Origin of the sequence: Sphingomonas faeni, assembly GCF_003053745.1 — a bacterium.
Classification (GTDB): domain Bacteria; phylum Pseudomonadota; class Alphaproteobacteria; order Sphingomonadales; family Sphingomonadaceae; genus Sphingomonas; species Sphingomonas faeni.
Map to the genome: position 1 here is coordinate 99,839 of NZ_QAYE01000006.1, position 25,182 is coordinate 125,020.

General features: G+C 65.6%; 24 protein-coding genes and 1 tRNA gene. 10 read left to right on the forward strand and 15 right to left on the reverse strand.

Annotated elements, in window-relative coordinates; translation table 11 throughout:
- Positions 1 to 75: 75 nt before the first annotated feature.
- The 4 genes from C8J25_RS12025 to C8J25_RS12045 form a co-directional block, all read right to left on the reverse strand.
- Entirely contained in the window at positions 76 to 2,415 is a 2,340-nt protein-coding gene (locus C8J25_RS12025; protein WP_107954651.1) for a TonB-dependent receptor, read from the reverse strand.
- A gap of 88 nt (positions 2,416 to 2,503) precedes the next feature.
- Complete coding sequence (locus tag C8J25_RS12030; RefSeq protein ID WP_107954652.1) at positions 2,504 to 3,751, reverse strand: MFS transporter; 1,248 nt, start codon at positions 3,749 to 3,751, stop codon at positions 2,504 to 2,506.
- A 354-nt stretch (positions 3,752 to 4,105) separates the two neighbouring features.
- The gene (locus tag C8J25_RS12040) at positions 4,106 to 5,173 is read right to left on the reverse strand and encodes an LLM class flavin-dependent oxidoreductase (RefSeq protein WP_107954654.1); all 1,068 of its coding nucleotides are present in this window, start codon (positions 5,171 to 5,173) and stop codon (positions 4,106 to 4,108) included.
- Positions 5,170 to 6,063 carry an aldo/keto reductase gene (locus C8J25_RS12045; protein WP_107954800.1) on the reverse strand — a complete coding sequence of 298 codons (894 nt, stop codon included), beginning with the start codon at positions 6,061 to 6,063 and terminating at the stop codon, positions 5,170 to 5,172. Before C8J25_RS12045 ends, C8J25_RS12040 begins: the two co-directional genes overlap by 4 nt.
- A gap of 42 nt (positions 6,064 to 6,105) precedes the next feature.
- Here C8J25_RS12045 and C8J25_RS12050 point away from each other — a divergent pair, with 42 nt between their 5' ends.
- The 3 genes from C8J25_RS12050 (at position 6,106) to C8J25_RS12060 (ending at position 9,353) form a co-directional block, all read left to right on the forward strand.
- Positions 6,106 to 7,194, forward strand: a complete 1,089-nt coding sequence (locus C8J25_RS12050) for a Gfo/Idh/MocA family protein (RefSeq protein WP_107954801.1) — start codon at positions 6,106 to 6,108, stop codon at positions 7,192 to 7,194.
- A gap of 42 nt (positions 7,195 to 7,236) precedes the next feature.
- Positions 7,237 to 8,250, forward strand: coding sequence for a zinc-binding alcohol dehydrogenase family protein (locus C8J25_RS12055; protein ID WP_107954655.1), 1,014 nt, complete (start codon positions 7,237 to 7,239; stop codon positions 8,248 to 8,250).
- Between the two features lie 71 nt (positions 8,251 to 8,321).
- Positions 8,322 to 9,353, forward strand: coding sequence for an aldo/keto reductase (locus C8J25_RS12060; RefSeq protein ID WP_107954656.1), 1,032 nt, complete (start codon positions 8,322 to 8,324; stop codon positions 9,351 to 9,353).
- A gap of 2 nt (positions 9,354 to 9,355) precedes the next feature.
- Here C8J25_RS12060 and C8J25_RS21305 read toward each other — a convergent pair whose 3' ends face one another.
- From C8J25_RS21305 to C8J25_RS12070, 3 genes are all read right to left on the reverse strand, one after another.
- The gene (locus tag C8J25_RS21305) at positions 9,356 to 9,484 is read right to left on the reverse strand and encodes a hypothetical protein (RefSeq protein ID WP_279628758.1); all 129 of its coding nucleotides are present in this window, start codon (positions 9,482 to 9,484) and stop codon (positions 9,356 to 9,358) included.
- Positions 9,457 to 9,531, reverse strand: a tRNA-Thr gene (locus C8J25_RS12065). The genes C8J25_RS21305 and C8J25_RS12065 overlap by 28 nt, the downstream gene beginning before the upstream one ends.
- 233 nt (positions 9,532 to 9,764) lie before the next feature.
- Positions 9,765 to 11,564: an aminopeptidase P family protein gene (locus C8J25_RS12070; protein WP_107954657.1), complete on the reverse strand. Its 1,800-nt coding sequence runs from the start codon at positions 11,562 to 11,564 to the stop codon at positions 9,765 to 9,767.
- A gap of 259 nt (positions 11,565 to 11,823) precedes the next feature.
- On the opposite strand from C8J25_RS12070, the gene C8J25_RS12075 reads away from it, so the two are divergent.
- Together C8J25_RS12075 and C8J25_RS12080 are read left to right on the forward strand one after the other, a co-directional pair.
- Positions 11,824 to 13,878, forward strand: a complete 2,055-nt coding sequence (locus C8J25_RS12075) for a S9 family peptidase (RefSeq protein WP_107954658.1) — start codon at positions 11,824 to 11,826, stop codon at positions 13,876 to 13,878.
- Positions 13,875 to 14,267: an acyl-CoA thioesterase gene (locus C8J25_RS12080; protein WP_107954659.1), complete on the forward strand. Its 393-nt coding sequence runs from the start codon at positions 13,875 to 13,877 to the stop codon at positions 14,265 to 14,267. The genes C8J25_RS12075 and C8J25_RS12080 overlap by 4 nt, the downstream gene beginning before the upstream one ends.
- 151 nt (positions 14,268 to 14,418) lie before the next feature.
- Here C8J25_RS12080 and ppc read toward each other — a convergent pair whose 3' ends face one another.
- The 3 genes from ppc to C8J25_RS12095 form a co-directional block, all read right to left on the reverse strand.
- Positions 14,419 to 17,094, reverse strand: coding sequence for a phosphoenolpyruvate carboxylase (gene ppc, locus C8J25_RS12085; protein WP_107954802.1), 2,676 nt, complete (start codon positions 17,092 to 17,094; stop codon positions 14,419 to 14,421).
- A 105-nt stretch (positions 17,095 to 17,199) separates the two neighbouring features.
- On the reverse strand, positions 17,200 to 17,574 hold the full coding sequence (locus C8J25_RS12090) for an EF-hand domain-containing protein (RefSeq protein WP_107954660.1): 375 nt from the start codon (positions 17,572 to 17,574) through the stop codon (positions 17,200 to 17,202).
- A 25-nt stretch (positions 17,575 to 17,599) separates the two neighbouring features.
- Positions 17,600 to 18,166 (reverse strand): HNH endonuclease, encoded by a 567-nt coding sequence (locus tag C8J25_RS12095; protein WP_107954803.1) that lies wholly within the window; start codon positions 18,164 to 18,166, stop codon positions 17,600 to 17,602.
- 89 nt (positions 18,167 to 18,255) lie between these two features.
- On the opposite strand from C8J25_RS12095, the gene gluQRS reads away from it, so the two are divergent.
- A complete protein-coding gene (gene gluQRS, locus C8J25_RS12100; protein WP_107954661.1) occupies positions 18,256 to 19,089 on the forward strand; it encodes a tRNA glutamyl-Q(34) synthetase GluQRS in 834 nt (277 codons plus the stop codon).
- 300 nt (positions 19,090 to 19,389) lie between these two features.
- Here gluQRS and C8J25_RS12105 read toward each other — a convergent pair whose 3' ends face one another.
- Positions 19,390 to 19,740 carry a DUF3147 family protein gene (locus C8J25_RS12105; protein ID WP_107954662.1) on the reverse strand — a complete coding sequence of 117 codons (351 nt, stop codon included), beginning with the start codon at positions 19,738 to 19,740 and terminating at the stop codon, positions 19,390 to 19,392.
- An 83-nt stretch (positions 19,741 to 19,823) separates the two neighbouring features.
- Between C8J25_RS12105 and C8J25_RS12110 the strand changes: the two genes are divergently transcribed.
- The 4 genes from C8J25_RS12110 to egtD all read left to right on the forward strand — a co-directional run bounded on the left by C8J25_RS12110 (position 19,824) and on the right by egtD (position 23,081).
- Positions 19,824 to 20,054, forward strand: coding sequence for a twin transmembrane helix small protein (locus C8J25_RS12110; protein WP_056052241.1), 231 nt, complete (start codon positions 19,824 to 19,826; stop codon positions 20,052 to 20,054).
- A gap of 148 nt (positions 20,055 to 20,202) precedes the next feature.
- Positions 20,203 to 20,787, forward strand: a complete 585-nt coding sequence (locus C8J25_RS12115; RefSeq protein WP_107954663.1) for a cob(I)yrinic acid a,c-diamide adenosyltransferase — start codon at positions 20,203 to 20,205, stop codon at positions 20,785 to 20,787.
- Between the two features lie 48 nt (positions 20,788 to 20,835).
- A complete protein-coding gene (gene egtB / locus C8J25_RS12120; protein WP_107954664.1) occupies positions 20,836 to 22,104 on the forward strand; it encodes an ergothioneine biosynthesis protein EgtB in 1,269 nt (422 codons plus the stop codon).
- Entirely contained in the window at positions 22,104 to 23,081 is a 978-nt protein-coding gene (egtD, locus tag C8J25_RS12125) for an L-histidine N(alpha)-methyltransferase (RefSeq protein ID WP_107954665.1), read from the forward strand. The genes egtB and egtD overlap by 1 nt, the downstream gene beginning before the upstream one ends.
- A 39-nt stretch (positions 23,082 to 23,120) precedes the next feature.
- Here the strand turns inward: egtD and C8J25_RS12130 are convergent, their stop codons facing one another.
- From C8J25_RS12130 to C8J25_RS12145, 4 genes are all read right to left on the reverse strand, one after another.
- Positions 23,121 to 23,342, reverse strand: coding sequence for a hypothetical protein (locus C8J25_RS12130; protein ID WP_146173334.1), 222 nt, complete (start codon positions 23,340 to 23,342; stop codon positions 23,121 to 23,123).
- Positions 23,343 to 23,424: 82 nt separating this feature from the next.
- Positions 23,425 to 23,727, reverse strand: coding sequence for a hypothetical protein (locus C8J25_RS12135; RefSeq protein ID WP_107954667.1), 303 nt, complete (start codon positions 23,725 to 23,727; stop codon positions 23,425 to 23,427).
- 145 nt (positions 23,728 to 23,872) lie between these two features.
- A complete protein-coding gene (locus C8J25_RS12140) occupies positions 23,873 to 24,244 on the reverse strand; it encodes a hypothetical protein (protein ID WP_107954668.1) in 372 nt (123 codons plus the stop codon).
- Entirely contained in the window at positions 24,241 to 24,930 is a 690-nt protein-coding gene (locus C8J25_RS12145; RefSeq protein ID WP_107954669.1) for an EI24 domain-containing protein, read from the reverse strand. The genes C8J25_RS12140 and C8J25_RS12145 overlap by 4 nt, the downstream gene beginning before the upstream one ends.
- Positions 24,931 to 25,182: the final 252 nt, after the last annotated feature.

Below are 25,182 nucleotides of genomic sequence, written 5' to 3' on the forward strand. Positions count from 1 at the left end.
CAATTACAGCGGCTTGTCTACTGAAGGGGGCGATCCAGCCTCAACGCATCAGCAGGGGGCGGAATCGAGGCTCGATCAGAAGTCCTTGCGCAGCAGCAGCCCGGCATAGCGCTTGTCGTCGCGCGGCACGAACCGCACCGTGCCCGCAAACGTGCCCGCGGTGAGGAACGACGAATAGGAGGTGTTCGTCAGGTTCTTCACATACGCCCGCAGCTGCCAGCCCGACGTATCGCTCAGCACAGCGACGCTCGCGTTCCAGATCGCGTAGGATGGCTGGACCGTGCTCGGCGTCTCGGCGAGCGAATATTGCACCTTGCTGCTGAACGTCACGTCGGTCTGCAACTCGAGCGCCAGCGTGTCGGTCAGTCCGAACTTGTACGCCGCATTCTCGTACAGCTTGATCTTCGGCGCATAGGGGAGCGGCTGGCCGTTGATGTTGCAGCTCGTCGGCGCGCCGGTCGGGCAGAGAAAGTTGCGGACCGTCGCATCGGTATAGGCGGCGGAGATGTCGAGCGTCAGGCCCTTGGTCGGGCGCAAGGTCACATCCGCCTCGACCCCGCGCGAGCGGACCGACCCGGCGTTGATCAGCCGGCTGACTTGCGCGCCCGCGACGACGTCGTTGAAGCTCGCCTGATAGCCATCGAAGTTGGTCGTGAACGCGGCGAGGCTATAGCTCAGTGCACGGTTCGCGGTGCTGCCCTTCAGCCCGATTTCGTAGGAATTGGACGTCTCCGGACTCAGCGGGACTTCGTCGAGCGGGGTCGTCGCGTTGAGCGATCGCATGTTGAAATACACGTTGTACGCCGGGCCCTTATAGCCGTGCGAATAGGTGAAATAGGTCTGTGCGTGCTCGCTAATGTCGTATTGGAGGCCTAGGCGATAGCTGTCGCCGCGCTTGTCAATCCCGCCGGTCGCGTTGTGATAGGCGCGGACGCCGGGGCGATCGAGCGCCGCCGCGCCGGTGTTGAGCGGATCCGCGGTCGAAGTGCGGACGTGGTAGAAATCGAGGCTGTCCCAGGTCGAGCGATAGCCGGCGATACCGCGGAATTTGGGCGTGAAATTGACGTTAGCCTCACCGAACAGCGCGTAATTGTCGTTGGTGATGCCGTAGTTGGCGACGCCCGTCGTGGTGGACTGCGCGCCACCCGCCGCGAGCGAGGTCAGCGTGCGCTGGTATCGCTCGTCGGTCGTCGCGTGCAGGTAATAGGCGCCGACGACATAGTCGATGAGGCCACCCTTGGGGGACGTCAGCCGCAGTTCCTCGGAAAATTGCTTGGTGTTGACGCTGCCTGCGTCCTGTCCCGACGGGAACGCGGTCGAGAGCGCGGCGACGCTGTCGTAGTCCTGGCGCTGGTTGTTGAGCCATTGCCGCCAGCCGGTGATCGAGGTGATGTGGTAGTCGCCGAGCGCGAGTTCGCCGGTGAACGACCCGCCGTAATTCTCGTCCTTCACGTCGGTGATCGAATTGTTGTTGGTCCGGCGATTGCTCGGTCCCGCGACGATCCCGCTTGCGCCCAGCGCGGCGGCGAGGTCGGGCGAGTTGGTGACGACACCGGTCGGATACGCGGTGCGGCTGGTGGCGGCATAGACGCTGGTCGGCGTCGTATCGTGCGAGTTGAGATAGTCGCCGATGATCGTGAACTTCAGGTCGTCGGACGGCGTGACGACCAGCTTGCCGCGCGCGCCATAGCGCCGGTAGCCGTTGACGTCCTTGCCCTGCGCGACGTTGCGGACGTTGCCCTTATAGTCGTCGTACAGCCCGCCGATCAGCGCCTGCACCTTGCCGGGGACGAGCGCGCCCGAGATGCCGGCCTTGATCCGGTATTCCTCGTCGGAGGTGATGCCGGCCTCGCCGAACGCGCGGAGTTCGTCGGTCGGGTTGCGCGTGACGATGTTGACCACGCCCGCCGAGGCGTTCTTGCCGAACAACGTGCCCTGCGGTCCGCGCAAGACCTCGATCCGCTCGACTTCGCCGAGGTCGAGTGTCGACTGGCCGGGGCGGGTCAGGACGACGCCATCGAGCACGGTCGACACCGATGGCTCGACGCCGGGCGAGGTCGTGATCGTGCCGACGCCGCGGATGAAGATCGTGCGATCCTTGTTCGACGCACCGCTGCGGAAGCCGACCGAGGGAATCGTCGCGGCGATGTTCTCGACCGTGTTCAACTGGCGCTCGGCGAGCGACTGACCGCTGACTGCGGTGATCGCGATCGGCACTGACTGGAGCGTCTCGTTGCGATAGCGCGCGGTGACGATCACCTCGTCGCTCTGCGCAGCCGGGGCGGGCGCCGTTGTCGACGCCGTTGCCGGTGTCGTCGCGGGAATATCCTGCGCCGCAGCCGGAGTGGTGAGCGCGACGAGTGCGGTGCCGGCGAACAGCGCGACATGGCGCCGCTGGATGCGTGGGTCGATCATGGGTTCCCTCCCCGAAATTGATGCCGCCTTGTAAATCCCATTCGCGCGATGGGTATAAAGAACGATATGCAGGTGCGTCGTATCTGCTTTAGCGCGCCTCGATCGGACGCAGCCTCGGCAAGAGCAGCTGGATCCACCCGACCGCGAGCAGGTACGACACGCTCGCGAACAGGAATAACGGGAGATACCCGAGCCCTGCGGTGAGCACGAGCCCCGCGACCTTGGCGATCACCATCCCACCGACGTTGCCGCTGAACGATCCGAACGCCGTCACTCGGCCGAGCTTGTCCTGCGGCACGACGTCGGCGATCAGCGCGAAGAGATTGGTCGAAAATGCCTGATGTGCTGCCAGGGTCAGCGCCATGAGGCCGATCGTGACCGCATAATTGCCCGCGTAGAGCACCAGCGGGATCGGCAGCACGCACAGCGCGGCGACCAGCAAGATGCCTTTGCGGACAGCGTTGACGCTGTAGCCGAGGCTCAGAAGCCGCGTCGAAACCCCGCCGCCGAGCAGCGACCCGACCGCCGCGCCACCATAAGCAATGGCGAGCGGCACGCCGAGTGCGACGCCGGTCAGTCCGTATTGCCGGTGGAAGAAGTCGGGCAGCCAGAACAGCAGCAGCCACCAGGTCGCATCCGACAGGATCTTGGCGACCGCGATCGCCCAGGTCTGGCGGTTGCGCAGGATCGGACCGTACTCGGCGAGGGGAGCGGTATCCGTCTCGACCGGACGGGGCGGGGAGAAAGTCACGCGCCGTGTCGCGACCAGCCATACCGCAGCCCAGACGAGCCCTAGAGCGCCCGCCGCGACGAACGTCCCGCGCCACCCGACCAGCAGCGCTACGCCCGGGATCGCCAGCGGTGCCAGGATCGCGCCGATGCTGTTGGCGGCGTTGGTCGCGCCGAATCCGCTGGATCGCCAGTTCTTGGGCAGCACGGAGGCGATCGTCTTGATCCCGGTCGGCGTCCCCATCGCCTCTGTCGCGCCGAGGCTGACGCGGATCATCACGAACTCGGTCATCGACCGCGCCCAGCCATGCGCCATCGCCGCGATGCTCCACGCCGCGACGCCGATCGGGTTCGCCCATTTGACGCCGAGCTTGTCGACGATCCACCCGGTGAACAGGAATGCGAACGCCGCGCCCCCCTGGAACCAGGCGGCGAGCGTGCCGTAATCATCGTCGCTCCAGCCGAGGTCAGTGGCGATGATCGGCTTCAGGACGGAGATGATCTGGCGGTCGACGAGGTTGAGGATACCCGCGGTGACGACGAGCGCGAACAGCAGCGCGCGGGCGCGGGCGCCGAGTTGGGCTACGGTCTTGGTAGGCTTGGTCATACGCGCTTAGCATGGACGATAGGCGCGCGGTGGCCAGCCAGTTTCTCTTCGCGGAGCCGGTTTTTTGGTTGCAGCGGGGCGGACAGGCTGGCCCTCACTTCGCGGATTTGTTCGGGGATTATCTGATCAATCAAGCACGCTTGTTTCCCCGCGAAGGCGGGGATCCAGACTGGGCTCCCGCCTTCGCAGGAGAACAAGGAGGGGAGGGCCACCGCCACCCCAATACCACCCCGGCGGAGGCCGGGGCCCAGTTGGAAAGGTCGCAGTAACGGAGCGGAGCGCTCAGTTAGCAACGTCCCCCAACTGGGCCCCGGCCTCCGCCGGGGTGGCGCTACCTACCGGGAAAGCCTGCGTTCAAATCACCAAAGGCCCGTGCTCGATCCGCGGCAATACATGCCGCGCGAACAGATCGGCCTCGGCCGCATGCGGATAGCCAGAGAGAATGAACGCATCGATCCCCTCCGCCCGGTAAGCATTCAGCTTAGCCAGTACCTGATCAGGATCGCCGACGATCGCCGCGCCGCAGCCCGAGCGGGCCCGACCTATCCCGGTCCACAGGTTCGCCTCGGCATACCCGTCGTCCGATCCTTCGCGCAGCTCGGCCTGACGCCGCACGCCGGCTGACTGCGAATCCAGCGAGCGCTCCCGGATCGCACGACCCTCGGCATCGTCGAGCTTCGAGAGTAGCCGGTCGGCGGCAGCGCGGGCCTCGGCCTCATTCTCGCGGACGACGACATGGACGCGGTAGCCGAACTTAAGCGTGCGGCCGTGCTTAGTCGCCCGCGACCGCAGATCCGCGACGATCGCCCGCACCGCATCCATCGTATCCGGCCACATCAAATACACGTCGGCATTGGTTGCCGCCGCATCGCGCGCCGCCTCCGACAGCCCTCCGAAATACAGCGCCGGGCATTTCCCCGAAACCGCCGTCACCCGCGGCGGATCGACCTTCAGCTTCCAGAACTCGCCATCATTATCGAGCGGCCTGCCGTCGAGCAACGTGCGCAGGATGTGCATCGCCTCGACCGTTCGCGCATACCGCGGCGCGCTCTCCAGCTTCTCGCCCGGCAGGTCGCTCGAGATGATGTTGATCGCCAGCCGTCCGCCCAACATCCGGTCGATCGTCGCGATCTGGCGCGCGAGTTGCGGCGGCCAACTCTCGCCGATCCGCACCGCCATCAGCAACCGCAGGCGCTTGAGCATCGGCGCGATCCCCGCCGCGAACGCGGTCGTGTCGATCCCCAGCGCATAGCCCGACGGCAGGAGAATATTGTCGTAGCCTGCGGTCTCCGCCTGCATCACGATGTCGCGGCAATGCTCCCAGCTCGATTTCAGCGCCGCATCGGGCACGCCGAGAAACTCGTAATCGTCGTCGCACAGCGCCGAGAACCAGCTGATTTCGCAGGGGGGCAGGACGGTCATGGCAGATTCTCACCCATCCCGGCCTGCAGCACTGCATACCATTCAGCCCGCGTCCACTCGACCTTGTAAGCATCCGCCGACGCAGCGACCCGCGCCGGATTCTGCGACCCGACGATCGGGATGATTCGCGCCGGATGCGCCATGATCCACGCCAGCGTCGCGGTCGCCGCATCGACGTCGTAGCGCGCGCCATGCTCGGCCAGCAGCTTGGCCGCCGGATGATCGCCCTGCGCCAGCCGCCCGCCACCGAGCGGCGACCACGCCATCACCGCGACACCGAGCCGCATTGCGTGATCGAGCGTCCCGTCGAACAGCGGCGCGGTTCGCAGCGGCGAGAACTCGGGCTGCGTGCTGACGATCGGTTGGCCGAGGAAAGCCTGCAACGCGTCGAACTCGTCCACGCTGTAGTTCGACACACCGATGCTGCGGATCTTGCCCGCCTCGACCATCCGGGTCAGCGTTTCGGCCACCTCGTGCGGATGAGTCAGAAAATCGCGACGGTGGATCTGGTACAGGTCGACCTGCTCGACGCCGATCCGCGTCAGCGACGCGTCGAGCGCATCGGCAAGATACGTCGCGCTCGAATTATACGGGATGCCGGGCCGAATGCCCGCCTTGGTCGCGATCACCATTTTCGCCCGCAATGACCGGTCTTGGGCCAGCGCGCGCCCGAACAGTTCCTCCGCCGAGCCAAACCCGGCGGGCACGTCGCAGCCATAGATGTCGGCGGTGTCGAAAAAGTTGATCCCGGCCGACAGCGCGGCCTCGATCATGGCATGGACAGGCGCGACCTCTCCGGCCAGCCGCCACATGCCCCAGGCTATCGGTGAAACAAGGATTTCGCTCTTGCCGAGCGGGCGGAGGTCGTTGGAAAGGCGGATCGTCGTCATGCAGGCGGCCATGGCATAGGGAATGACAGCTTGGTAGCCACGATCAGATACGGCGTCGTCGGAACGGGCATGATGGGCGTCGAACACCTTCGCAACCTGGCGATCCTGCCCGGTGCCGAGATCGTCGCGATCGCCGATCCGGTCGCGACCTCGATCGACTGGGCGACCGACGCGCTGGGCGAGGCGCTCGGCGACCGCGCCGCTGGCGTCGCCCGGTTCGACTCGGTCGAGGCGTTCGCAAAGGTCGCCGACGTTGACGCGATCGTCATCGCCTCGCCGAACAACACGCACCGCGACGTGCTCGATCGACTGTTCGACATGGACGCCGCGATCCTGTGCGAGAAGCCGCTGGCGACGACGATCGAAGACGCACGCTGGATCGTCGAGCGCGCTGCCACTCACGCAAAGCCGTTCTGGACCGGGATGGAATATCGCTTCATGCCCCCCGCCGCCGCGTTCATCGAACAGGTGAAGGGCGGGCGCGTCGGCCGTTTGCAGATGTTGTCGATCCGCGAACACCGCTTCCCGTTCCTGCCCAAGGTCGGCGACTGGAACCGCTTCTCCGCCAACACCGGCGGCACGATGGTCGAGAAATGCTGCCACTTCTTCGACCTGATGCGGCTTATCGTCGGCTCGGAAGCGGTCCGCGTATATTGCTCGGGCGCGATGGACGTGAACCATCTCGACGAACGCTATGACGGCCAGCGTCCCGACATCATCGACAACAGCTTCACAACGGTCGATTTTGCGAACGGCGTAAGGGCGATGCTCGACCTCAGCATGTTCGCCGACGGTGCCGAGAACCAGGAGGAAATGTCCGCCACCGGCGACGCCGCCCGCCTCGACGTGCTGATCCCCGCAGGCGAACTGGTCTATTCCCCCCGCGTCGGTTTCCTGAACCCGAAGCAGGTCGAGCGTGCCCACGTTGCCGTCGACCCCGCCGCCAAGGCCGCGGGCTCGCACGAAGGCGCCACCTATTACCAGCACGCCGCGTTCGCCGCAGCGGTTCGTGGTGAAGGGCCGGTCCAAGTCACCGCGGAGGATGGCCTGCGCGCCGTCGCGATCGGCACTGCCGCCGAGATCAGCGCACGCGAGCACCGCGTCGTGCAAATGACCGAACTGGGGCTATAGGATCTACTCCGACAGACCATCGCCACGCCGAGGAAGACCGTCATGAAATCGCTGGTTTGCGCCGCACCGGGATCGCTCATCGTCGCCGACCGGCCGATGCCCCATCGTAGGGAGGGCGACGTCCTGATCAGGATGCGCCGTGCCGGGCTCTGCGGAACGGACTATCACATCTATGCCGGGACGCAGCCTTATCTGTCCTATCCGCGCCTGATCGGCCACGAGCTGGCGGGCGAAGTCGTCGAAGCACCGACCGGCTCCTGCTTCACGCCCGGACAGATCGTCACGGTCAATCCGTACGGGGCCTGCGGTCACTGCATCGCCTGCCGCCGCAACCGACCGAATTGCTGCGTCAACATCGCGGTGCTCGGCGTCCATACCGATGGCGGCATGTGCGAATGGCTCGCCGTTCCCGAGGCATCGGTCGTCGATGCGCAGGGATTGTCGCTGGACCAGGCAGCGATGGTCGAGTTCCTGGCGATCGGCGCGCATGCGGTACAGCGCGCCAAGCCCACACCCGATGCGCGGATATTGGTCACGGGGGCAGGCCCGATCGGTGTCGCCACCGCGCTGTTCGCCCGGATCATGGGCGTCGCGTCGGTCACTTTCCTCGATACGCGCGCAACCCGGCTGGCGTTCGTTCGTGACCAACTGGGTTTCGAGACCATCGTGGTCGCCGACGACGGCGCGCCCGAGGCTCTCCGCGCAATGACCGGTGGCGACATGTTCGATGTCGTGTTCGACGCCACCGGCAACATCCACGCGATGCGCGGCGGCCTGATGCACGTGGCGCACGGCGGCACCTATGTTCTGGTCGGACTGTGCAAGGACGATCTGGTCTTTTCCGATCCGGAATTCCACAAGCGCGAGACGACGTTGCTCGCCAGCCGGAACGCGCTGTCGAGCGACTTCGACCACGTCATCGCGAGCATCCGCGACGGGTCGATCCCGACTTCGGTCCTGCAGACCCACGCGTTGACGCTGGAGGACGCACCACGGCGCGTTCCAGCCTTGATCGCCGAAGCGGACAGCGTGATGAAGGCGATCATCTCGATCTAGCCTGGCCATGCTTCGAGAGGCATGGTTTCGATCGATCCGGAGCGCGAGAGGAAGTGCCGATCTCCCCGAACATGTGCATCGCTTCTCGTCCCGTCGGCGGTACCGGGCTGTCCGTGGCCGAACTCGGGTTTGGTTCGGCAACGCTCGGTAATTTGTACGATCCGGTATCCGACGCCGACGCACAGGCCGCCATTGCCGCGGGGCTGGAGGCAGGTCTGCGCTATTTTGATACCGCGCCGCATTATGGTCGAGGCCTGTCCGAGCGGCGGCTTGGCGACGGATTGCGACAGCAGCGCGACGTCACCGTGTCGACCAAGGTTGGTAGGTTGATGATGCCGGACGCGAGCATCGGTGACGACTGCGAACGCGACGGGTTCCGATCGCCGATGCCGTTCCGCATGCACCATGACTATAGCCACGACGGCATCCTACGCAGCCACGACCACAGTCTCCAGCGCTTGGGCCTCGCAAGGATCGACCTGCTCTATGTCCACGACATCGGCCAACGGACCCACGGCGAAGCTGCGGCGCGCTATTGGGAACAACTGACCGCTGGCGGCGGCTTGCGGGCGCTCGATCGCTTGCGGACGGAAGGGCTAATCTCGGGCTTCGGCGTGGGCGTCAACGAGATCGCTATATGCCTCGATGTGATGCGCGAGATGCCGATCGATGTGATTTTGCTGGCCGGACGATACACGTTGCTGGAGCAGGATGCGCTGGACGCGCTTTTCCCGGCGTGCGCGGAAGCGGGAACGTCGATCGTGATCGGCGGGCCGTACAACAGCGGCATACTCGCGACCGGCACGAAGGCGGGCGGTCCGCTCCATCACGACTATGCCGCCGCACCCGACGGCGTGATTGCGAAAGTCCGCGCGATCGAGGCGGTCGCGGATCGGCATGCGGTTCGCTTGCCCGCCGCGGCGTTGCGCTTCTGCCTTGCCCACCCACGCGTCGCGAGCGTCATTCCCGGACTCGGAAGCGCGCAGCGGGTCGCCGAGACCCTCGACCTTTACCACGAAGTCATCCCCGACGATTTCTGGCTAGAGTTATGCCATCTGAACCTGCTGCGCGAGGATGCACCGGTGCCTGTCGCTGCAGCTTGAGATCAGGCGATCGTCGCGTCGCCAGCGCGCGAGCTTTGCCGACCCCGACCAAGGTCGGTGTCCCCGCAGGGAATGGTCATCACGGTGACATACGGGAAGAAAATGGTGCTGCCGGTGAGGATTGAACTCACGACCTCAGCCTTACCAAGGATGCGCTCTACCACTGAGCTACGGCAGCACTCGCTGGCATCGCTGCCGGCGGAGTGGGGCTAAGAGACGAGGGCGGGATGATTGTCAAGGCACCGCACCGCAATGTAGGGCATATTTATGGATGATCGGGATCGAAAGGCGGCGGAGAAGGCCGAGCGCATGGCCGCCGCGCTGCGCGAGAACCTACGGCGCAGGAAGGCGCAGGCGCGCGCCGTCGGGGCTGCGCCTGCGCCCAAGGATGATTCCTCTAGCTGACCGCCCTTAAGACAGTGGCGCGCATTTGGCGGTGAGCCAGGCACGATCCTCCACGTCGGTCATTTCCGGCGTCAGGACCGCCAGCACCTGCGCGTGATAGTCGTCGACCCATTGGCGCTCTTCAGCGGTCAGCAGCGTCGGCTCGATCAGCGTGCGCTCGATCGGGCAGAAGGTGAGCGTCTCGAAGCCCAGCATTTCGCGGTCGGCGCCGGGGATTGTGCGCGGCTCGATCAGGATCAGATTCTCGATGCGGATGCCGTATTCGCCCGCCTTGTAATAGCCGGGCTCGTTCGACAGCATCATGCCGGCGCGCAGGGGCTCCATCGCCGCGCCGCCGGGATAATTGGGCGAGGCAATCCGCTGCGGCCCCTCGTGCACCGCGAGATACGCGCCGATGCCGTGGCCAGTGCCGTGCGCGAAATCGAGGCCGGCTTCCCAGAGCGGACGGCGCGCGAATGCGTCGATCTGGCCACCCATCGTCCCGTCGGGGAAGACCGCCGTGGCGATGCCGATATGCCCCTTCAGGACGCGGGTGAAGCGGTCGCGCATCTCTTCGGTCGGTTCGCCGATCGGCATCACGCGCGTCACGTCGGTGGTGCCGTCCGCATATTGGCCGCCGGAGTCGATCAGGTAGAGCTGGCCGGGTTCGATCGGCGCGCTCGACTCCTCGGTGACGTGGTAGTGCGGGATCGCACCGTGCGGGCCGGTGGCGGAGATCGTGTCGAACGAGGTGTCCTTCAGGACGCCGGTCTGTTCGCGGAAGGCGAGCAGCTTGGCGGCGGCGCTGAGTTCGGTTTGCCCCCCCCTCACGCATTCGCTTTCGACCCAGCGCAGGAAGCGCGCGAGTGCGGCGCCGTCGCGGGCGGATGCGGCACGGTGGCCGCTTATCTCGACCGGGTTCTTGATAGCCTTGGCAAGAACGACGGGATCGCGCAGCGGCAGGACCTTAGCGCCGCTCGCCTGAAGCGCCTGCGTGATCGCGGCGACCGCGCGCTCGGGATCGGCGGCGACGTGCTTGCCGGCATAAGTGCCCAGCGCAGCGGCGAACGCGGTGCGGTCATGAAGGCGGACCGCGTTGCCCAGATGCTGGCGAACCGTATCGTCAAGCTTGTCGAGTGCGACGAACAGGTCGGTCGTGCCGTCAGAGCCTACGATCGCATAGGATAGCGCGACGGGCGTATGGTCGACGTCGCCGCCACGGACGTTGAGCGCCCATGCGATTGAATCGAGTGCGGTGAGGACCACCGCGTCGGCATTCTGCTCGGACAGCCAGTCGGCGATCTTCGCGCGCTTTTCGGCGGACGATGCACCGGTGAACTCGTCCGGCTGGACCGTCAGTTTTGCAGGCGAGGGGGCTGGACGATCGGTCCAGATCGCATCGATCGGGTTGATCTCGACCGCGATCAGCGTCGCGCGCCGGTCTGCAAGGGCGGTAGTGGCGTCGGCGACCCAGGTCCCGGTGTGCAGCCACGGGTCGTAACCGATCCGACCGCCTTCGGGAGCGTATTTGCCAAGCCACGCGGCGGGGCTGGTCTGCGGCACGGGCTCATAGTCCCACTGCGCACCATCGACCTGCTCACGGACCTGGATCGTGTAGCGCCCATCGGTAAAGATCGCCGCACGGTCGGCCAGCACGACCGCGGTGCCCGCAGATCCGCCGAACCCGGTAAGCCAACCGAGGCGCTGCGCGTAACCGCCGACATATTCGCTCATATGCTCGTCGGTGAGCGGGATGACGAAGCCGTCGAGGTTGGTGCTCGCGAGTTGGGTGCGGAGAGCGGTTAGGCGGTCGGTGTGGGTCGGCATTGTGTGGGTCTCTCGTCGGTCGAGGTCGGGTGATGCGGGGGTTCTGCCAGAAACGCGTTGCGGGGGACAGCGCGGGGAGTGGCGGTGGGTTTAAGATCGAACCGCGTGCCTCCTTGTTCTCCCGCGAAGGCGGGAGCCCAGACTAGGTCCCCGCCTTCGCGGGGAAACATTGGGGGTGGGAGTGGTGGGCGGTCTTTATCGATCGCTCCCCAACGCCGCAGGGTTTGGCATCCACACCCGGCGCGGCTAACACATCGGCATGACCACGCCCCCCATCGCCGAACAGCGGCCGCACAGCTTCACCACGCATGGCGTGACGATCGAGGATCCGTATGCGTGGCTGAAGGACCCGAACTATCCGGAGGTCGATGACGCCGACGTGCTCGCGTATCTCGCTGCCGAGAATGTGTATTTCGAAGCGCAGATGGCGCCGCACGAAGCGCTTACCGACACGATCTACGAAGAGATGAAGGCGCGCATCAAGGAGGACGAATCCTCGGTGCCGCAGAAGGATGGCGACTGGCTCTACTGGACCGCGTACGAGACCGGCGGGCAGTACAAGAAATGGTGGCGGAAACCTGTCGCCGGCGGTGACGACGAGCTGTTGCTCGACGAGCCGGCGCTGGCGGAGGGGCACGAGTATTTCCGGCTCGGGGCGTTCTCGGTCAGCAATGACGGGCGCTATCTCGCCTATGCGATCGACGATAACGGGAGCGAGCGGTTCGAGGTTCGGGTCAAGGACCTGGATACCGGCGAGCATCTGCCCGACGTGATCCCGGGGATGCTAAGCGAGATCGTCTGGACCGCGGACGACGCGGGCTTCCTGTACGGGCTGGCGAACGAACAGTGGCGGACGGACAATGCGCGGTTCCACCGGTTGGGGACGCCGATCTCCGAGGACGTCGTGCTGTTCCATGAGGAAGACGAGGGCTTTCGCGTCGGCGTCGGCGAGACGAGTTCGCGCAAGTGGATCGTGATCGCGACGAGCGACCATGTGACGAGCGAGCTGTATCTGCTGCCTGCGCACGAGCCTTTGGCGGTGCCGATCCTCGTTTCGGCGCGGAAGGTGGGCCGCGAATATGATGTGGACGAGCATGACGGGACGCTGTTCATCCATACCAACGACGTCGATCCGAATTTCCGGCTTTGCACCGCGCTGGTCGAGGAGCCGGATGCGTGGAGCGAGCTGATTCCGGCCTCGCCGCATTTCTACATGACCGGTGTCGAGTGCTATCAGGACTTCTTCGTCGTCGATGGGCGCGAGGACGGTCTCGATCAGATCGCGATCCATCGGTACGAGACGCCGACCGAGGGCAAGCGGATCGACTTCCCCGAGGCGAGCTATGTCGCTGGGCTGGGGGATAATCCCGAATACGACATGACGGTGTTGCGGCTTGGGTATGAGTCGATGGTCACGCCTGGGACGGTGTATGATTATGACGTCGATACCGGCGAGCGGACGATGCTCAAGGTACAGGAAATCCCGAGCGGCTATGACGCGGCGAAATACGCGACCGAGCGGCTGAAGATCACTGCTCGGGACGGGACCGAAATTCCGGTTTCGATCGTGTATCCGGCGGGGTTCGTTCGCGATGGGTCGGCGCCTTTGTTCCTCTATGCGTATGGCGCGTACGGTTATGCGATTCCGCCGGGCTTCTCGACGGGCCGCATGAGCCTGCTCGATCGCGGGTTTGCCTATGCGATCGCGCATATCCGCGGCGGCGACGATCTTGGCCAGCAATGGTATCTCGATGGCAAGCTCGAGAAGCGCGCGAACACGTTCAACGATTTCGTCGATGTGGCGAAGGCGCTGGTCGACGCGCAGTGGACGTCGGCGAGGAAGATCGCGATTGCCGGGCGGTCCGCGGGCGGCGAGCTGATGGGCGCGGTGGTCAATTCCGATCCCGAGCTGTGGGGCGCGGTGATCGCGGACGTGCCGTTCGTAGACGTGCTGAACACGATGCTCGACGAGAGCTTGCCGCTGACGCCGGGCGAGTGGCCGGAGTGGGGGAACCCGATCGAGGACGAGGCTGCGTTCGAGCTGATCCGGTCGTATTCGCCGTACGACAACGTCAAGGCGCAGTACTATCCGCCGATGTTCATTTCCGGTGGGCTCAACGATCCGCGCGTGACCTATTGGGAGCCGGCGAAGTGGGCGGCGAAGCTGCGGTTGATGAAGACCGACGACAATGTGTTGCTGCTCAAGACGAACATGGGTGCGGGGCATGGCGGCAAGTCGGGGCGGTTCGAATCGCTGCGTGAGGGTGCGGAGGAGCACGCGTTCGTGCTGTGGCAGCTGGGCGTCGCGGGGTGAGCCGGTTCACGCTCTCGATCACGGCGCAGGACGCGGATATCGACGAGCTTGGGCATGTGAACAATGCGGTCTGGGTGCAGTGGATCCAGGCCATCGCGACTGCGCATTGGGAGGCTGTGGCGCCGGCCGAGCATAAGCTGGCGTATGTGTGGGTCGTGACTCGGCATGAGATCGATTACCGTGGGAGTGTTGTCTCGGGGGAGACGGTCGTTGGCGAGACCTGGGTCGAGGGGGCGCCTAAGGGGGCTCGGTTCGATCGGCATGTGCGGTTTGTCGGGGATGATGGGCGGGTGAAGCTGGAGGCGGTTACGACCTGGGCTTTGCTGGATCAGGCGACCGGGCGGCTGATGCGGGTGCGCGAGGATGTCGCTGCGCCGTTTTATTCCTAGTCCCTCTCCCCTTCGGGGAGAGGGAGGGAGCGACGCAGGAGCGGAAGGGTGAGGGGCGTTGGGAATTGGCGTCCCGAGCCTCACGCCCCTCTCCCTTCCCACCGCAAGCGCGGCGGGCCCCTTCCCTCTCCCCGTAGGGGCGAGGGAGTTTTTAGCCGCTGTTTCGCAGGGCGGTGGCGATGGCGTTGATGGAGAGGAGGATGCCTTCGCCTATCCGCGGGTCGTCCTCGCCGGCGCGGCGGCGTTTGATCAGTTCGATCTGGAGAAGGTTGAGCGGCTCGATATACGGCAGGCGGAGGCGGATCGAGGCGTCTAGCGCGGGGTGCTTTTCCAAGAGGCGCGACTGGCCGGTGACTTGCAAAAGCCCGTCGTGGGTCTGGTGCCAGCCGTCGCGGATCGTGGTGAAGATTTCGCGGAGCTTGTCGTCCTCGACCAGCCCGGCATAGCGTTCGGCGATACCGATGTCGGACTTGGCGAGCACCATCTCGAGGTTCGCCAGCGCGGAGGCGAAGAGCGGCCAGCCTTGCGCCATGTCCTTCAACAGCGCCTTGTCCTCGAAATCGGCGATCGCGCGGCCGACGCCGTACCAGCCGGGGAGCATGACGCGCGCCTGCGCCCAGCTGAACACCCAGGGGATCGCGCGGAGGTCCTCGATGCGGTCGGACTTGGTGCGGCTGGCGGGGCGGCTGCCGATCTTGAGGCCGGCGATCTCGGCGATCGGCGTCATCTGGCGGAAGAAGGTGCGGAAGCCCTCCGTACCGTAGACGAGGTCGCGGTAACTGTGGAACGCAGTGTCGCTGAGCGTGTCCATTGCGGCGGAGAAGCTAGCGTTGTCTGCGTTGGAGAGGCGTTCGGGTTCGAGGCTCGCGAGCAACGTGGCGGAGGCGATCGCTTCGAGATTGGTCATCGCGGCGTCTCGCGTGCCGTATTTGGCGGCGATGACTTCGCCTTGCTCGGTTATGCGGATGCGGCCCTGGACGGTGCCCGAGGGCTGCGCGCGGATCGCGCGGAACGCCGAACCGCCGCCGCGCCCGACTGCGCCGCCGCGACCGTGGAACAGCTGCATGCCGACGCCCGCCGCGGCGAAGACGGGTTTGAGCGCGGTCGAGGCTTTCGAGAGCTGCCAGGTGGAGGTGAGATACCCGCCGTCCTTGTTGCTGTCCGAATAGCCGATCATCACTTCCTGATGGCCGCGCGCCGTGGAGATCGTCGCGATCTCGGGGAGTGCGAACCAGGCGGTCATGACGGCGGGGGCGGCTTCGAGATCGCCGATCGTCTCGAACAGCGGGACGGCCATGATCGCTGCCGTGGGGGTTTCGCCTGGGCGGTAGAGGCCGACTTCCTTGAGGAGCAGGTTCACTTCGAGCAGGTCGCTGACCGACTGCGCCATCGAGACGATGTAGTTGGTGATGCACGCCGGGCCGTACGCGGCGTGCGCGTCGGCGGCGGCCTGGACGATCGCGAGTTCGCCGGCAGTTTCCTCAGAATATTCGGCGAAGCGCGAGGTAAGCGGGCGGGCGTTGGCGAGTTCGCGGCGGAGCAGCGCGACGCGGGCGTCTTCGTCTAGCGCGAGGTAATCGTCTTCTACTCCAGCGACCTTGAGCAGTTCGGCGACGACGCGTTCGTGGACGGCGCTGTTCTGGCGGAGATCCAAGGTGGCGAGGTGGAAGCCAAACGTCTCGACTGCGCGGATCAGCCGGCCGAGCGCGCCGCCGGTCTTCAGCGCGATGCCCAGGCCGTGCGCGAGCGTGACGAGGTCGGCGCGGAAGTCGGCGGGGTTGGCATAGGGCTCGCCGGCGAGGCGACCGGGGCGGGGGGCGTGCTTGCCGGTGAGCGCATCGTGCGTCGCGGACAGGCGGGCGTAGATGCCGGAGAGCGCGCGACGATAGGGCTCGTCGCTGCGGCTGGCCGCGTCGTCGCCGCTGGCGTCTGCGAGCGCCTGCACCGCGGCATCGGCGGGGGCGTGCTCGGTCGAGATCGAGAGCTCGGCGCCGAGTGCGTGCACCGCGTCGCAATAATAGCCGAGCACGGCCTCGCTCGCCTTAGACAGCGCGGTCTTGAGCGAGTCGGCGGTGACATAAGGGTTGCCGTCGCGGTCGCCGCCGATCCAGCTGCCGGGGCGCAGGAAACTGGGCGTGCGTTCGCCGAGCGCGCGGTCCCAGCGCTGGTAGAGCGCGGGCAAGGCGGGGAGGAACACGTCGCGGAGATAGCTGAGCGCGGTGTCGACCTCGTCGGTGACGTAGAGGCGGTCGCGGCGCAGGACGCGGGTTTGCCAGAGCAAAGCGATCTGGCGGAGGATCGCGTCGTCGACGCTGTCGCCATCCGGCGTGGTGTCGCGGCCGAGATCGCGCAGGCCCATCAGCTCGGCGATGCGGTTGCGGTGGTCGATCATGCTTTTGCGGCGCACTTCGGTCGGGTGCGCGGTGAGCACGGGGGCGATCAGCGCGTGGTCGAGCAGCCTGCGGATCTGGGCTCGGTCGATGCCTTCGGATTCGAGTTGTGCGATCGCGGAGGCGAGGTCGGCGCCGTCTTCCGCGGCGATGCCCTGGCGGTCCTCGGCGAGATTGGCGAGCATCGAGAAGAGCATGAAGCCGCGGACGAAGTCGAGCGTCTCGTCGAGGCTGAGCTTTTCGAGGCTGAGATCGACCGCGCGGTCGTCGCCGGGCTTGCCTTCGGAGGCATCGCGGTGGCGCTCGACCGACGCTTTTCGGATCGTCTCGGTGGCTTCGAACAGGCGCTCGCCGCCATAGGCGCGGATGACGTCGCCGAGCAGTTTGCCAAGGAAGCGGATGTCGGAATTGTTCGCGATTGCGGGGAGGCTTGCCATGATTCCCTGCTGCGCTGCGGCAGGGATCAGGTCAACAACGAACACCGCGCGACACGCTTAAATAGCCGCTTGTTTAGTGCTTTGGGCGACAGATTATTGCACAGATCAGCGTTTGCGCGACTCCGCACGCTCTTCCGACGTCACCGTGCCGTCGTGGTTCAGGTCCATCCTGTCGAACCAGGCGAGCGTGCCTTCGCTCCACTCGATCGCGGTAATGACGCCGTCCTTGTTGCGGTCGAATGCCTTGATGCGCGTGTTGGGCGAGGGGAGTTCGTCCTTGGTGACCCGATCGTCGCCGTTGCGGTCGAGCGTGCGGAAGCGGCGTTCCATGCTGGCGCCGAAATCGAGCCGCGACGTCACCGAGGGCGGCACGAAGCCGACTGCGTTGGCGTCGGCCTGCGCGCGCTGCTCGTCCTTGTCGCCGCACGCGGACACCAGAATTCCCGTCGCGGCGAGTGCCGCTACCAGCTTTACCTGCATAAAATCTCCCGTCGTTTCGACGCCGTCAGGCCTCGAGCTCGGTGTCCCAATAGAGCCAGTCGTGCCATGTGTCGTGCAGGTAGTTGGGTGGGAAGCTGCGGCCGTGTTCTTGCAAGTGCCAGTTGGTCGGGCGGATCGCCTCGATATGCAGCGGCATCGCCGCCTGTTTGGGCGTGCGCCCGCCTTTCTTGAGGTTGCAGGGCGAGCAGGCGGTGACGACGTTCTCCCACGTGGTACGACCGCCTTGCGCGCGGGGGACGACATGGTCGAAGGTGAGATCGCGCAGCTTGCCGCAATATTGGCAGGTGAACTTGTCGCGCAGGAACAGGTTGAAGCGGGTGAAGGCGGGAAATTGCGACGGTCGAACGAACTGCTTGAGCGCGATCACCGAGGGCAGCTTCAGCGCGAAATTGGCGCTGCGGACTTCGCGTTCGTAGGTGGCGACGATGTCGACACGGTCGAGAAAGACAGCCTTGACCGCGGTTTGCCACGGCCAGACGCTGAGCGGATAGTAGGAAAGCGGCGTGTAATCGGCATTGAGCACGAGCGCCGGACAACCATCCGGATGACGCATCAGATCGGGGTGAAACACGGCTCCTCCCACTCAGGCTTCGCAGAGCGCCCTATGGACGACAGCGATGACACCGCCATGACAGCACGCCGCGTGGCGGTCGGTCAAGCATGCTGAGCGACGGACCGGTCGTAACGCGGTTCGCGCCGAGCCCGACGGGGCGGTTGCACCTGGGCCATGCGGTGTCGGCGATCCGCGCGCACGACTATGCGCGGGAGCGGGGCGGGCGGTTCCTGCTGCGGATCGAGGACATCGATGGGACGCGGAGTCGGCCTGAATTCGTCGCGGGGATTTTGGAGGACCTGGGGTGGCTTGGGTTGCGGTGGGACTCGTTGGTGTTCCAGTCGGAGCGGCTGGCTACGTATGATGTTGCGCTGGAGGCTTTGAAGGCGCGCGGGCTGGTTTACCCCTGTTTCTGTACGCGGGCGGAGATCGCGGCGAGCGCGTCGGCGCCGCAGGGGGATGTCGGGCCGGTCTATCCGGGGATTTGTCGCGGTCTGAGCGCGGAGGAGGTCGCTGCGCGGGAGGATGTGGCGCATTGCTGGCGGCTCGACATGGCGAAGGCTGTGGCGATTGCCGGCGTGCTTTCGTGGCATGACGCGATTGCCGGGACGGTTGTTGCCGATCCGCTGGCGCAGGGGGATGTCGTGCTGGCGCGGAAGGATGCGCCGGCTAGCTACCATCTGGCGGTGACGTTGGATGATGCTGCGCAGGGCGTGACGGACGTGGTGCGCGGGGTGGACCTGTTTGCGGCGACGGATGTGCACCGGGTGCTGCAGGCTTTGCTGGGGTTGGCGGTGCCGCGCTATCATCATCATCCACTGGTGGTGGATGCGGCGGGGCGGCGTTTGGCGAAGCGGGATGGGGCTTTGTCGCTGGCGGAGATGCGGGCGGCGGGGGAGGATGGGGTGGTGCTGGCGGCTCGGGTGCGGGGTGGGGGATGATCGGGTTCCAGCGGTAAGCGCTGGGATCAATTGATGCTCGCAACTTTCAGCGGCGGTGCCGTCGTAAAAGGTCGCAGTCTGCACTTCCTTGTTCTCCCGCGAAGGCGGGAGCCCAGACTGGGTCCCCGCCTTCGCGGGGAAACAAAGGGGACGGTGGTGCGCGCCTTAGTGCCACCACCCCGGCGAAGGCCGGGGCCCAATTGGGGGACGGTGATGATGACGCTTATCGCTTCGTTACCTTGGCTTTCCCAATTGGGCCCCGGCCTTCGCCGGGGTGGTGTTTTTGCTTGTATGGGCGCGCTACAGCTCGATCCCCAACCTCGGCGCGGCCCACGTCATCGCCGCATACAGCGCTATCGTCAGCACGCACCCCGCTACCAGCGACACCCAGAACGGCGCACCATGTCGCAGCAGCGCGGGGATCAGCAGGAACATCGGCAGCGACGGCAGCACGTACCAGAAGGTCGCGCCGGCGTGCGCGGCCATCGTTCGCGGGTCGGGCTTGTCGTGCCAGAGCCAGATCATGCCGAGCACCGACACCAGCGGCAGCGACGCCACGAGCGCGCCGAAGCCGGGATAGCGCTTGGCGATCTCCGACGCGGCGGCGATAAGAATGCCCGAGATCAGAGCTTTCAGCGTCAAGTATAACATGTAGCATTTGCGCGCATCACGGGGGGATCCGCAACACTGTTCCAGCCATTGCTAGCGACAGCCGGTGCGCTTACATTCCCTTCATGAACACATTCCTCGTCATCCTCCTGATCGCGGCGATGATCGCGACCGTCGTGGCTCTGGTGCGGGGCGTCGTGTCGTTCCTGCAGGAGGGCACGGCGCAGGTCCGCGACGGCAACGGCCCGAGCGCGGCGTCGCTGAAATCGAATCGGATGATGCAGCAGCGGATCTTCTTCCAGGCGCTGGCGATCCTGATCGTCGTCGTGATCCTGTTCGCGGCGGGGCGGAACTAGGGTCTAACGCGCTTTCCTAGTTACCGTCATTCCAGCGCAAGCTGGGATCTCGATGTCAGGTGGATGTCGCGAGCGACGAGGGATACCCCAGCTTTCGCTGGGGTGACGGACTTGTGGCACTGCATGGTCGGACAGAAGGAATCGACCGATGGTCAAGCTCAACAAGATCTACACGCGAACGGGTGACGACGGCACGACGGGGCTGGTCGACGGCTCGCGGGTGTCGAAGGCCAGCGCGCTGATGCAGGCGATCGGCGATGTCGACGAGGCGAACTCCGCGATCGGCGTGGCGGTGGTGGCGCTTGGCGACGATCCGCTCGCCGCTGCGCTGGAGCGAATCCAGAACGACCTGTTCGATCTTGGTGCGGACCTCGCGACGCCTGCAACCGATGACGGATTCGCTCCGTCGGAGATGGTGTTGCGGATCGTGCCGGCGCAGGTCGAGCGACTCGAGCGCGAGATCGATGCGATGAACGCGCACCTCGCGCCGTTGCGGAGCTTCATCCTGCCGGGCGGATCGCCGCAGGCCGCCGCGCTGCATCTGGCGCGCGCGATTTCGCGGCGGGCGGAGCGATCCGCGGTCGCGGCGACGCACGATATGCCGCTGAATCCGGCGGCATTAGCGTATGTTAACCGGCTATCGGATTTCCTGTTCGTGGCGTCGCGTGCAGTGAACCAAAACGGGGCCGGTGACGTTCTATGGCGACCGGGGGCTACGCGCGCGCAGGCGTGACCGGCGTTCGCGCGTTGCGGTACTGGGCGACGCATTGAAGGATAACCGATGCCGCAGCCTGTTCGTCCCGATCTCACCCCCGCTCCTTCGTCGGATCTGAGCGAGCGCTTCCAGACCGTACGCGCGCTGTCGCTGGCGCTCGCCGAGCCGCTGTCGGATGCGGACGCGACGGTGCAGTCGATGGACGACGCATCGCCGACCAAGTGGCATCTGGCGCATACGACGTGGTTTTTCGAGACCTTCGTATTGCGCGATCATGTCGATGGTTATGCGCTTCACGACGAGCGTTTCCCGTTTCTGTTCAACAGCTATTACGAGGCCGAGGGGCGGCGCCATGCGCGCGACCGGCGCGGGATGGTGACGCGGCCGTCGCTCGACGAGGTGCGGGCGTACCGCGCGCATGTCGATGCCGCGCTACTCGATGCGCTGCCTGGGTTGTCGGAGGATGCGCAGACGCTGGTCGCGCTTGGGTGTCATCACGAGGAGCAGCACCAGGAATTGCTGGTGACCGACATCCTCCACATGTTTTCCGAAAACCCGTTGGAGCCCGCGATGTGGCCGGCGCCGCGGAAAGTTCCGGTCGAGATGCCGGGGCCGATCGGCTGGATCGCGCGCGAGAGCGGGATCGTCGAGGTCGGACATGACGGCGACGGGTTCGCGTTCGATTGCGAGGGACCGCGTCACGCCGCCTTGCTGGTGCCGCATGCGATCGCGGACCGGACGGTGACGAACGGCGAATGGGCCGCGTTCATTGCCGACGGTGGTTACACCGAAGCGCGGCATTGGCTGGCGGATGGCTGGGCGTGGGTGAAGGCCGAGGGCATCGTCGCGCCGCTCTATTGGGAGCAGGGCGAGGCGGGGTGGACGCGGTTCGGTCTCGATGGCCGACGCGCGATCGACCCCGCGGCACCGGTGACGCATGTCAGCTTCTTCGAGGCGGATGCGTATGCGAGCTGGGCCGGTGCACGGTTGCCGACCGAGTTCGAATGGGAGGCGGCGGCGGCGTCGCATGATGCGGGCGGCGGCAACCAGATGGATGTCGCGGGACCGGTTGAGCCTCGGCCTGCGGCGAATGGCCCGGCGTTCTTCGGCGACGTATGGGAGTGGACCGGCAGCGCGTACCGTCCGTATCCCGGCTTCGTGACCGCGGCGGGCGCGGTCGGCGAGTATAACGGCAAGTTCATGAGCTCGCAGTTCATTCTGCGCGGTGGCAGCTGTGCGACGCCGCGCGGCCATGCACGTGCGAGCTACCGCAATTTCTTCTATCCGCATCAACGGTGGCAGTTCACCGGCGTGCGTCTCGCGAAAGATATCTGATGTTGAAGCCTGAGATCGAGGACGGCCAGCAGACGCTCGCCGACCCGCAATTCCGTGCGGACGTGCTGGACGGGCTCGCGCGGCGGCCGCGGGCGATCCCGGCACGGTGGTTCTACGACCGGCGCGGCTCGGAGTTGTTCGAGAAGATCACCGATCTACCTGAATATTATCCGACGCGGACCGAGCGTTCGATCCTGGAAACGGCGTGTCCCGAAGTGGCGACGCTTGCGGGCGAAGGTCGTGCGGTCGTTGAGTTCGGCTCAGGGTCGTCGACCAAGACGCCTATCCTGCTCAATGCCGTTGCACCGTCGGTATACGTGCCTATCGATATCTCGGGTGATTTCCTGCGTGAGTCGTCGAAGGTGCTGGGCAATCAGTTTCCGGATCTGCTGGTGCTGCCGTTCGAGGCGGACTTTATGCGGCCGTTGAGCTTGCCAAAGACGATCGCGGATACGCCCAAGCTCGGGTTCTTTCCGGGCTCGACGATCGGCAACATGATCCCGCTGATGGCGGTGGATCTGCTGCGCGCGATGCGGTCGTCGCTCGGCGTGGGGGCAATGCTGCTGATCGGGATGGACCGGATCAAAAGCGAGGACGTGCTGGTGCCGGCGTATGACGATGCGCAGGGCGTGACGGCGGCGTTCAACCTGAATTTGCTCGAGCGGATCAACCGCGAACTGGACGGCGACATCCCGGTCGACGCGTTCCGACACAAAGCCGTGTGGAACGACGATCGCGCTCGGATCGAGATGCACCTCGAGGCGACACGCGACGTCGCGTTCACCGTCGACGGGCGGTCGTTCGAGATGATCGCCGGTGAGACGATCCATACCGAGAACTCGCATAAATATGGCGCGCGGGATGCGCGGATACTGCTGCGGTCGGGCGGATGGACGCCGGTGGCGGCATGGACCGATCCCGAAGGTCTGTTCGGCGTGTATCTGGCGGAGGCTCAGGTGGAGCGGCCAGCGCCCTAAGGCCGGGCCTGTTCCGGACGAGTTGCCCGCAGCCTAGACTCAGCCGGGAATGCCCCAGTTCGCCTCATCGTCAGCCGATGCGGCGGTGCGGACAAGATGCTCGACATAATGCTGAAAAATCGGAACCGTGAAGGTGACCAGCGTGGGCTCGCCCCCCGGTTCCTTGAACGTCAGCAAGACGAAGCGCTGGCCGTCTTCGTCGAGAATCAGGCCGGCTTCCATCGCGCCGGGGCCGCTCGGGGTAATTACGGTCGTTGCCATGATCGTCTTTCGCTATCGGGTCTCCAGGCGCCCATAACGCTCCGCCGCACCAAGTCCATGACCAGCGGGATATCGACGCTGGTCAGTCCCCCGCGCTCTTGGCCTCGATACGCCGAAGGTCCCGGATTTCGCCCCAGGTGATCGGTCGGTCGCGGCCCGCGCACTGGATGATCAGGTCCGCCGCTTCGGCGTCGTCATACCCGTCGAATGCCCGGACCATCTCTTGCAAAGAGCCGCTGGCGACGGACTTGCCGATGTCCTCTTCGTTCGCCGCATGCTCGCGCACTACTTTTGCGGGCATATTCCACATGGTCTTCAACACGATCACTGACTCCGGCCCCCGGGGTGGATCACCGTCGTGCGGCGTGATGGAGCGTGCGTCCATAGTGTCGGCGGGTCGTATGCGATCGCTTCACGCGACGGCACGGTGAACCGATCTCGCGCTCCCGTTGCCCATCGACGAGGCCGGCGCGTTAATCCTTATCGGATGCGTTGAAGGCAGAAACTTTGGCCTATTGCGCGACCGTCCGTTACTTTCCGCCTTCCCGTCGTGTCAGCGCCGCTACGCAACTCGCACGGTCGATCGTGCTCCCGTCGGGTTCTCGCGCGTCGAGATACGTCACGCGGGGGGCGTCGGACCCCTTGGGGTACAGATACGCGTCGAGCACGCAGATGCCGCTCTGGAATTGCAGCTTTCGCGCGCTGCCCTCACGCACGTCGGCATCGGGTTGGCCGAACAGTCTGGTCAGGCCCGCGGCATCCTGGCCCAGCACGCGTTCAAGTCCGACGCTCGTGTACGGGATCGCTGGGCGTCCGACCGCGGGCTTGGCGACCGGTGCGGCGCAACCGGCCAAGCCGCTGCCGAGGGCCAGCGCGATGGCTATAGTGGTCAATCGCGTCATGGTCGGCCTTTGCGAGAATACTGGCTGTGGAAGTAATGTGTTGCCATCGCGGCCCCCAGCACTGGCGCGGCGATGTTGAGGACCGGAACCACGAACAGCCCGGTGTTCGCAAGCCCCAGCACGAACCGGCTCCCCTTCGTCGTCGCACGCCAGCCCCGCATCGCCGCCGCATCCATGTGCCGCGCCGCCACCATGTCCCCCAGATCGCGCCCGAGCAGCCAGCCATTGACGATGAAGAACGCAGCGGCGGTGCCGACACCGGTAACGAGCAACGCGATGTAGATGGGCAGCATCACGAGGTTGACGAGCACGACGCGCGCAGCGGAACGTAACCCCATCGCGAGGCTCCGTGCGAACGGCACCGGCCGGGCGGTGCGCTGCGCGTCGGGATAATGCCGCGCCTCGACCGCCGCCACGACTTCGTCCGCGAAGATTCCGACCACCGCGATAGCGACGGCGCGGAACAGCAGCCACAGCGCCAGGATCGTGACGAACAACGCGAACGCGGCCGCGAGTCCGCCGGAATGCCAGTCGAGCCACGCGGCCAGTGCGGCTTGCGTACCCCACCACGTGCCAACGCCGAGCAGCGCGAAGACAAGCAGCGTGACGACCATAGACTTCACGAACACGCGCAGGACCGGCGGATCGGTAAGCTGGCTGAGCGATAGGGCAATGGCGCGGAGCATTGGTTTGGGATGGCGCGGGGGCAGGGGAAGGTCAACGCGAGTTTCCCGACCCGTCTCCGTCGTTTCGACTTTTCGGCAGCCCGACTTTTCCCCGTTCCCCCGCGGACGCGGGGGCCCAGCTAAACCACGAACACCGCCCGACACCCTGGCCCCGCGTTCGCGAGGGAACAGCAGGGCGCGGCGTTATCACGGCTTATCCAAACTGCCGAACCGCCTAAGTTTTGCACCCAACCCAAAGCCACCACCCCGGCG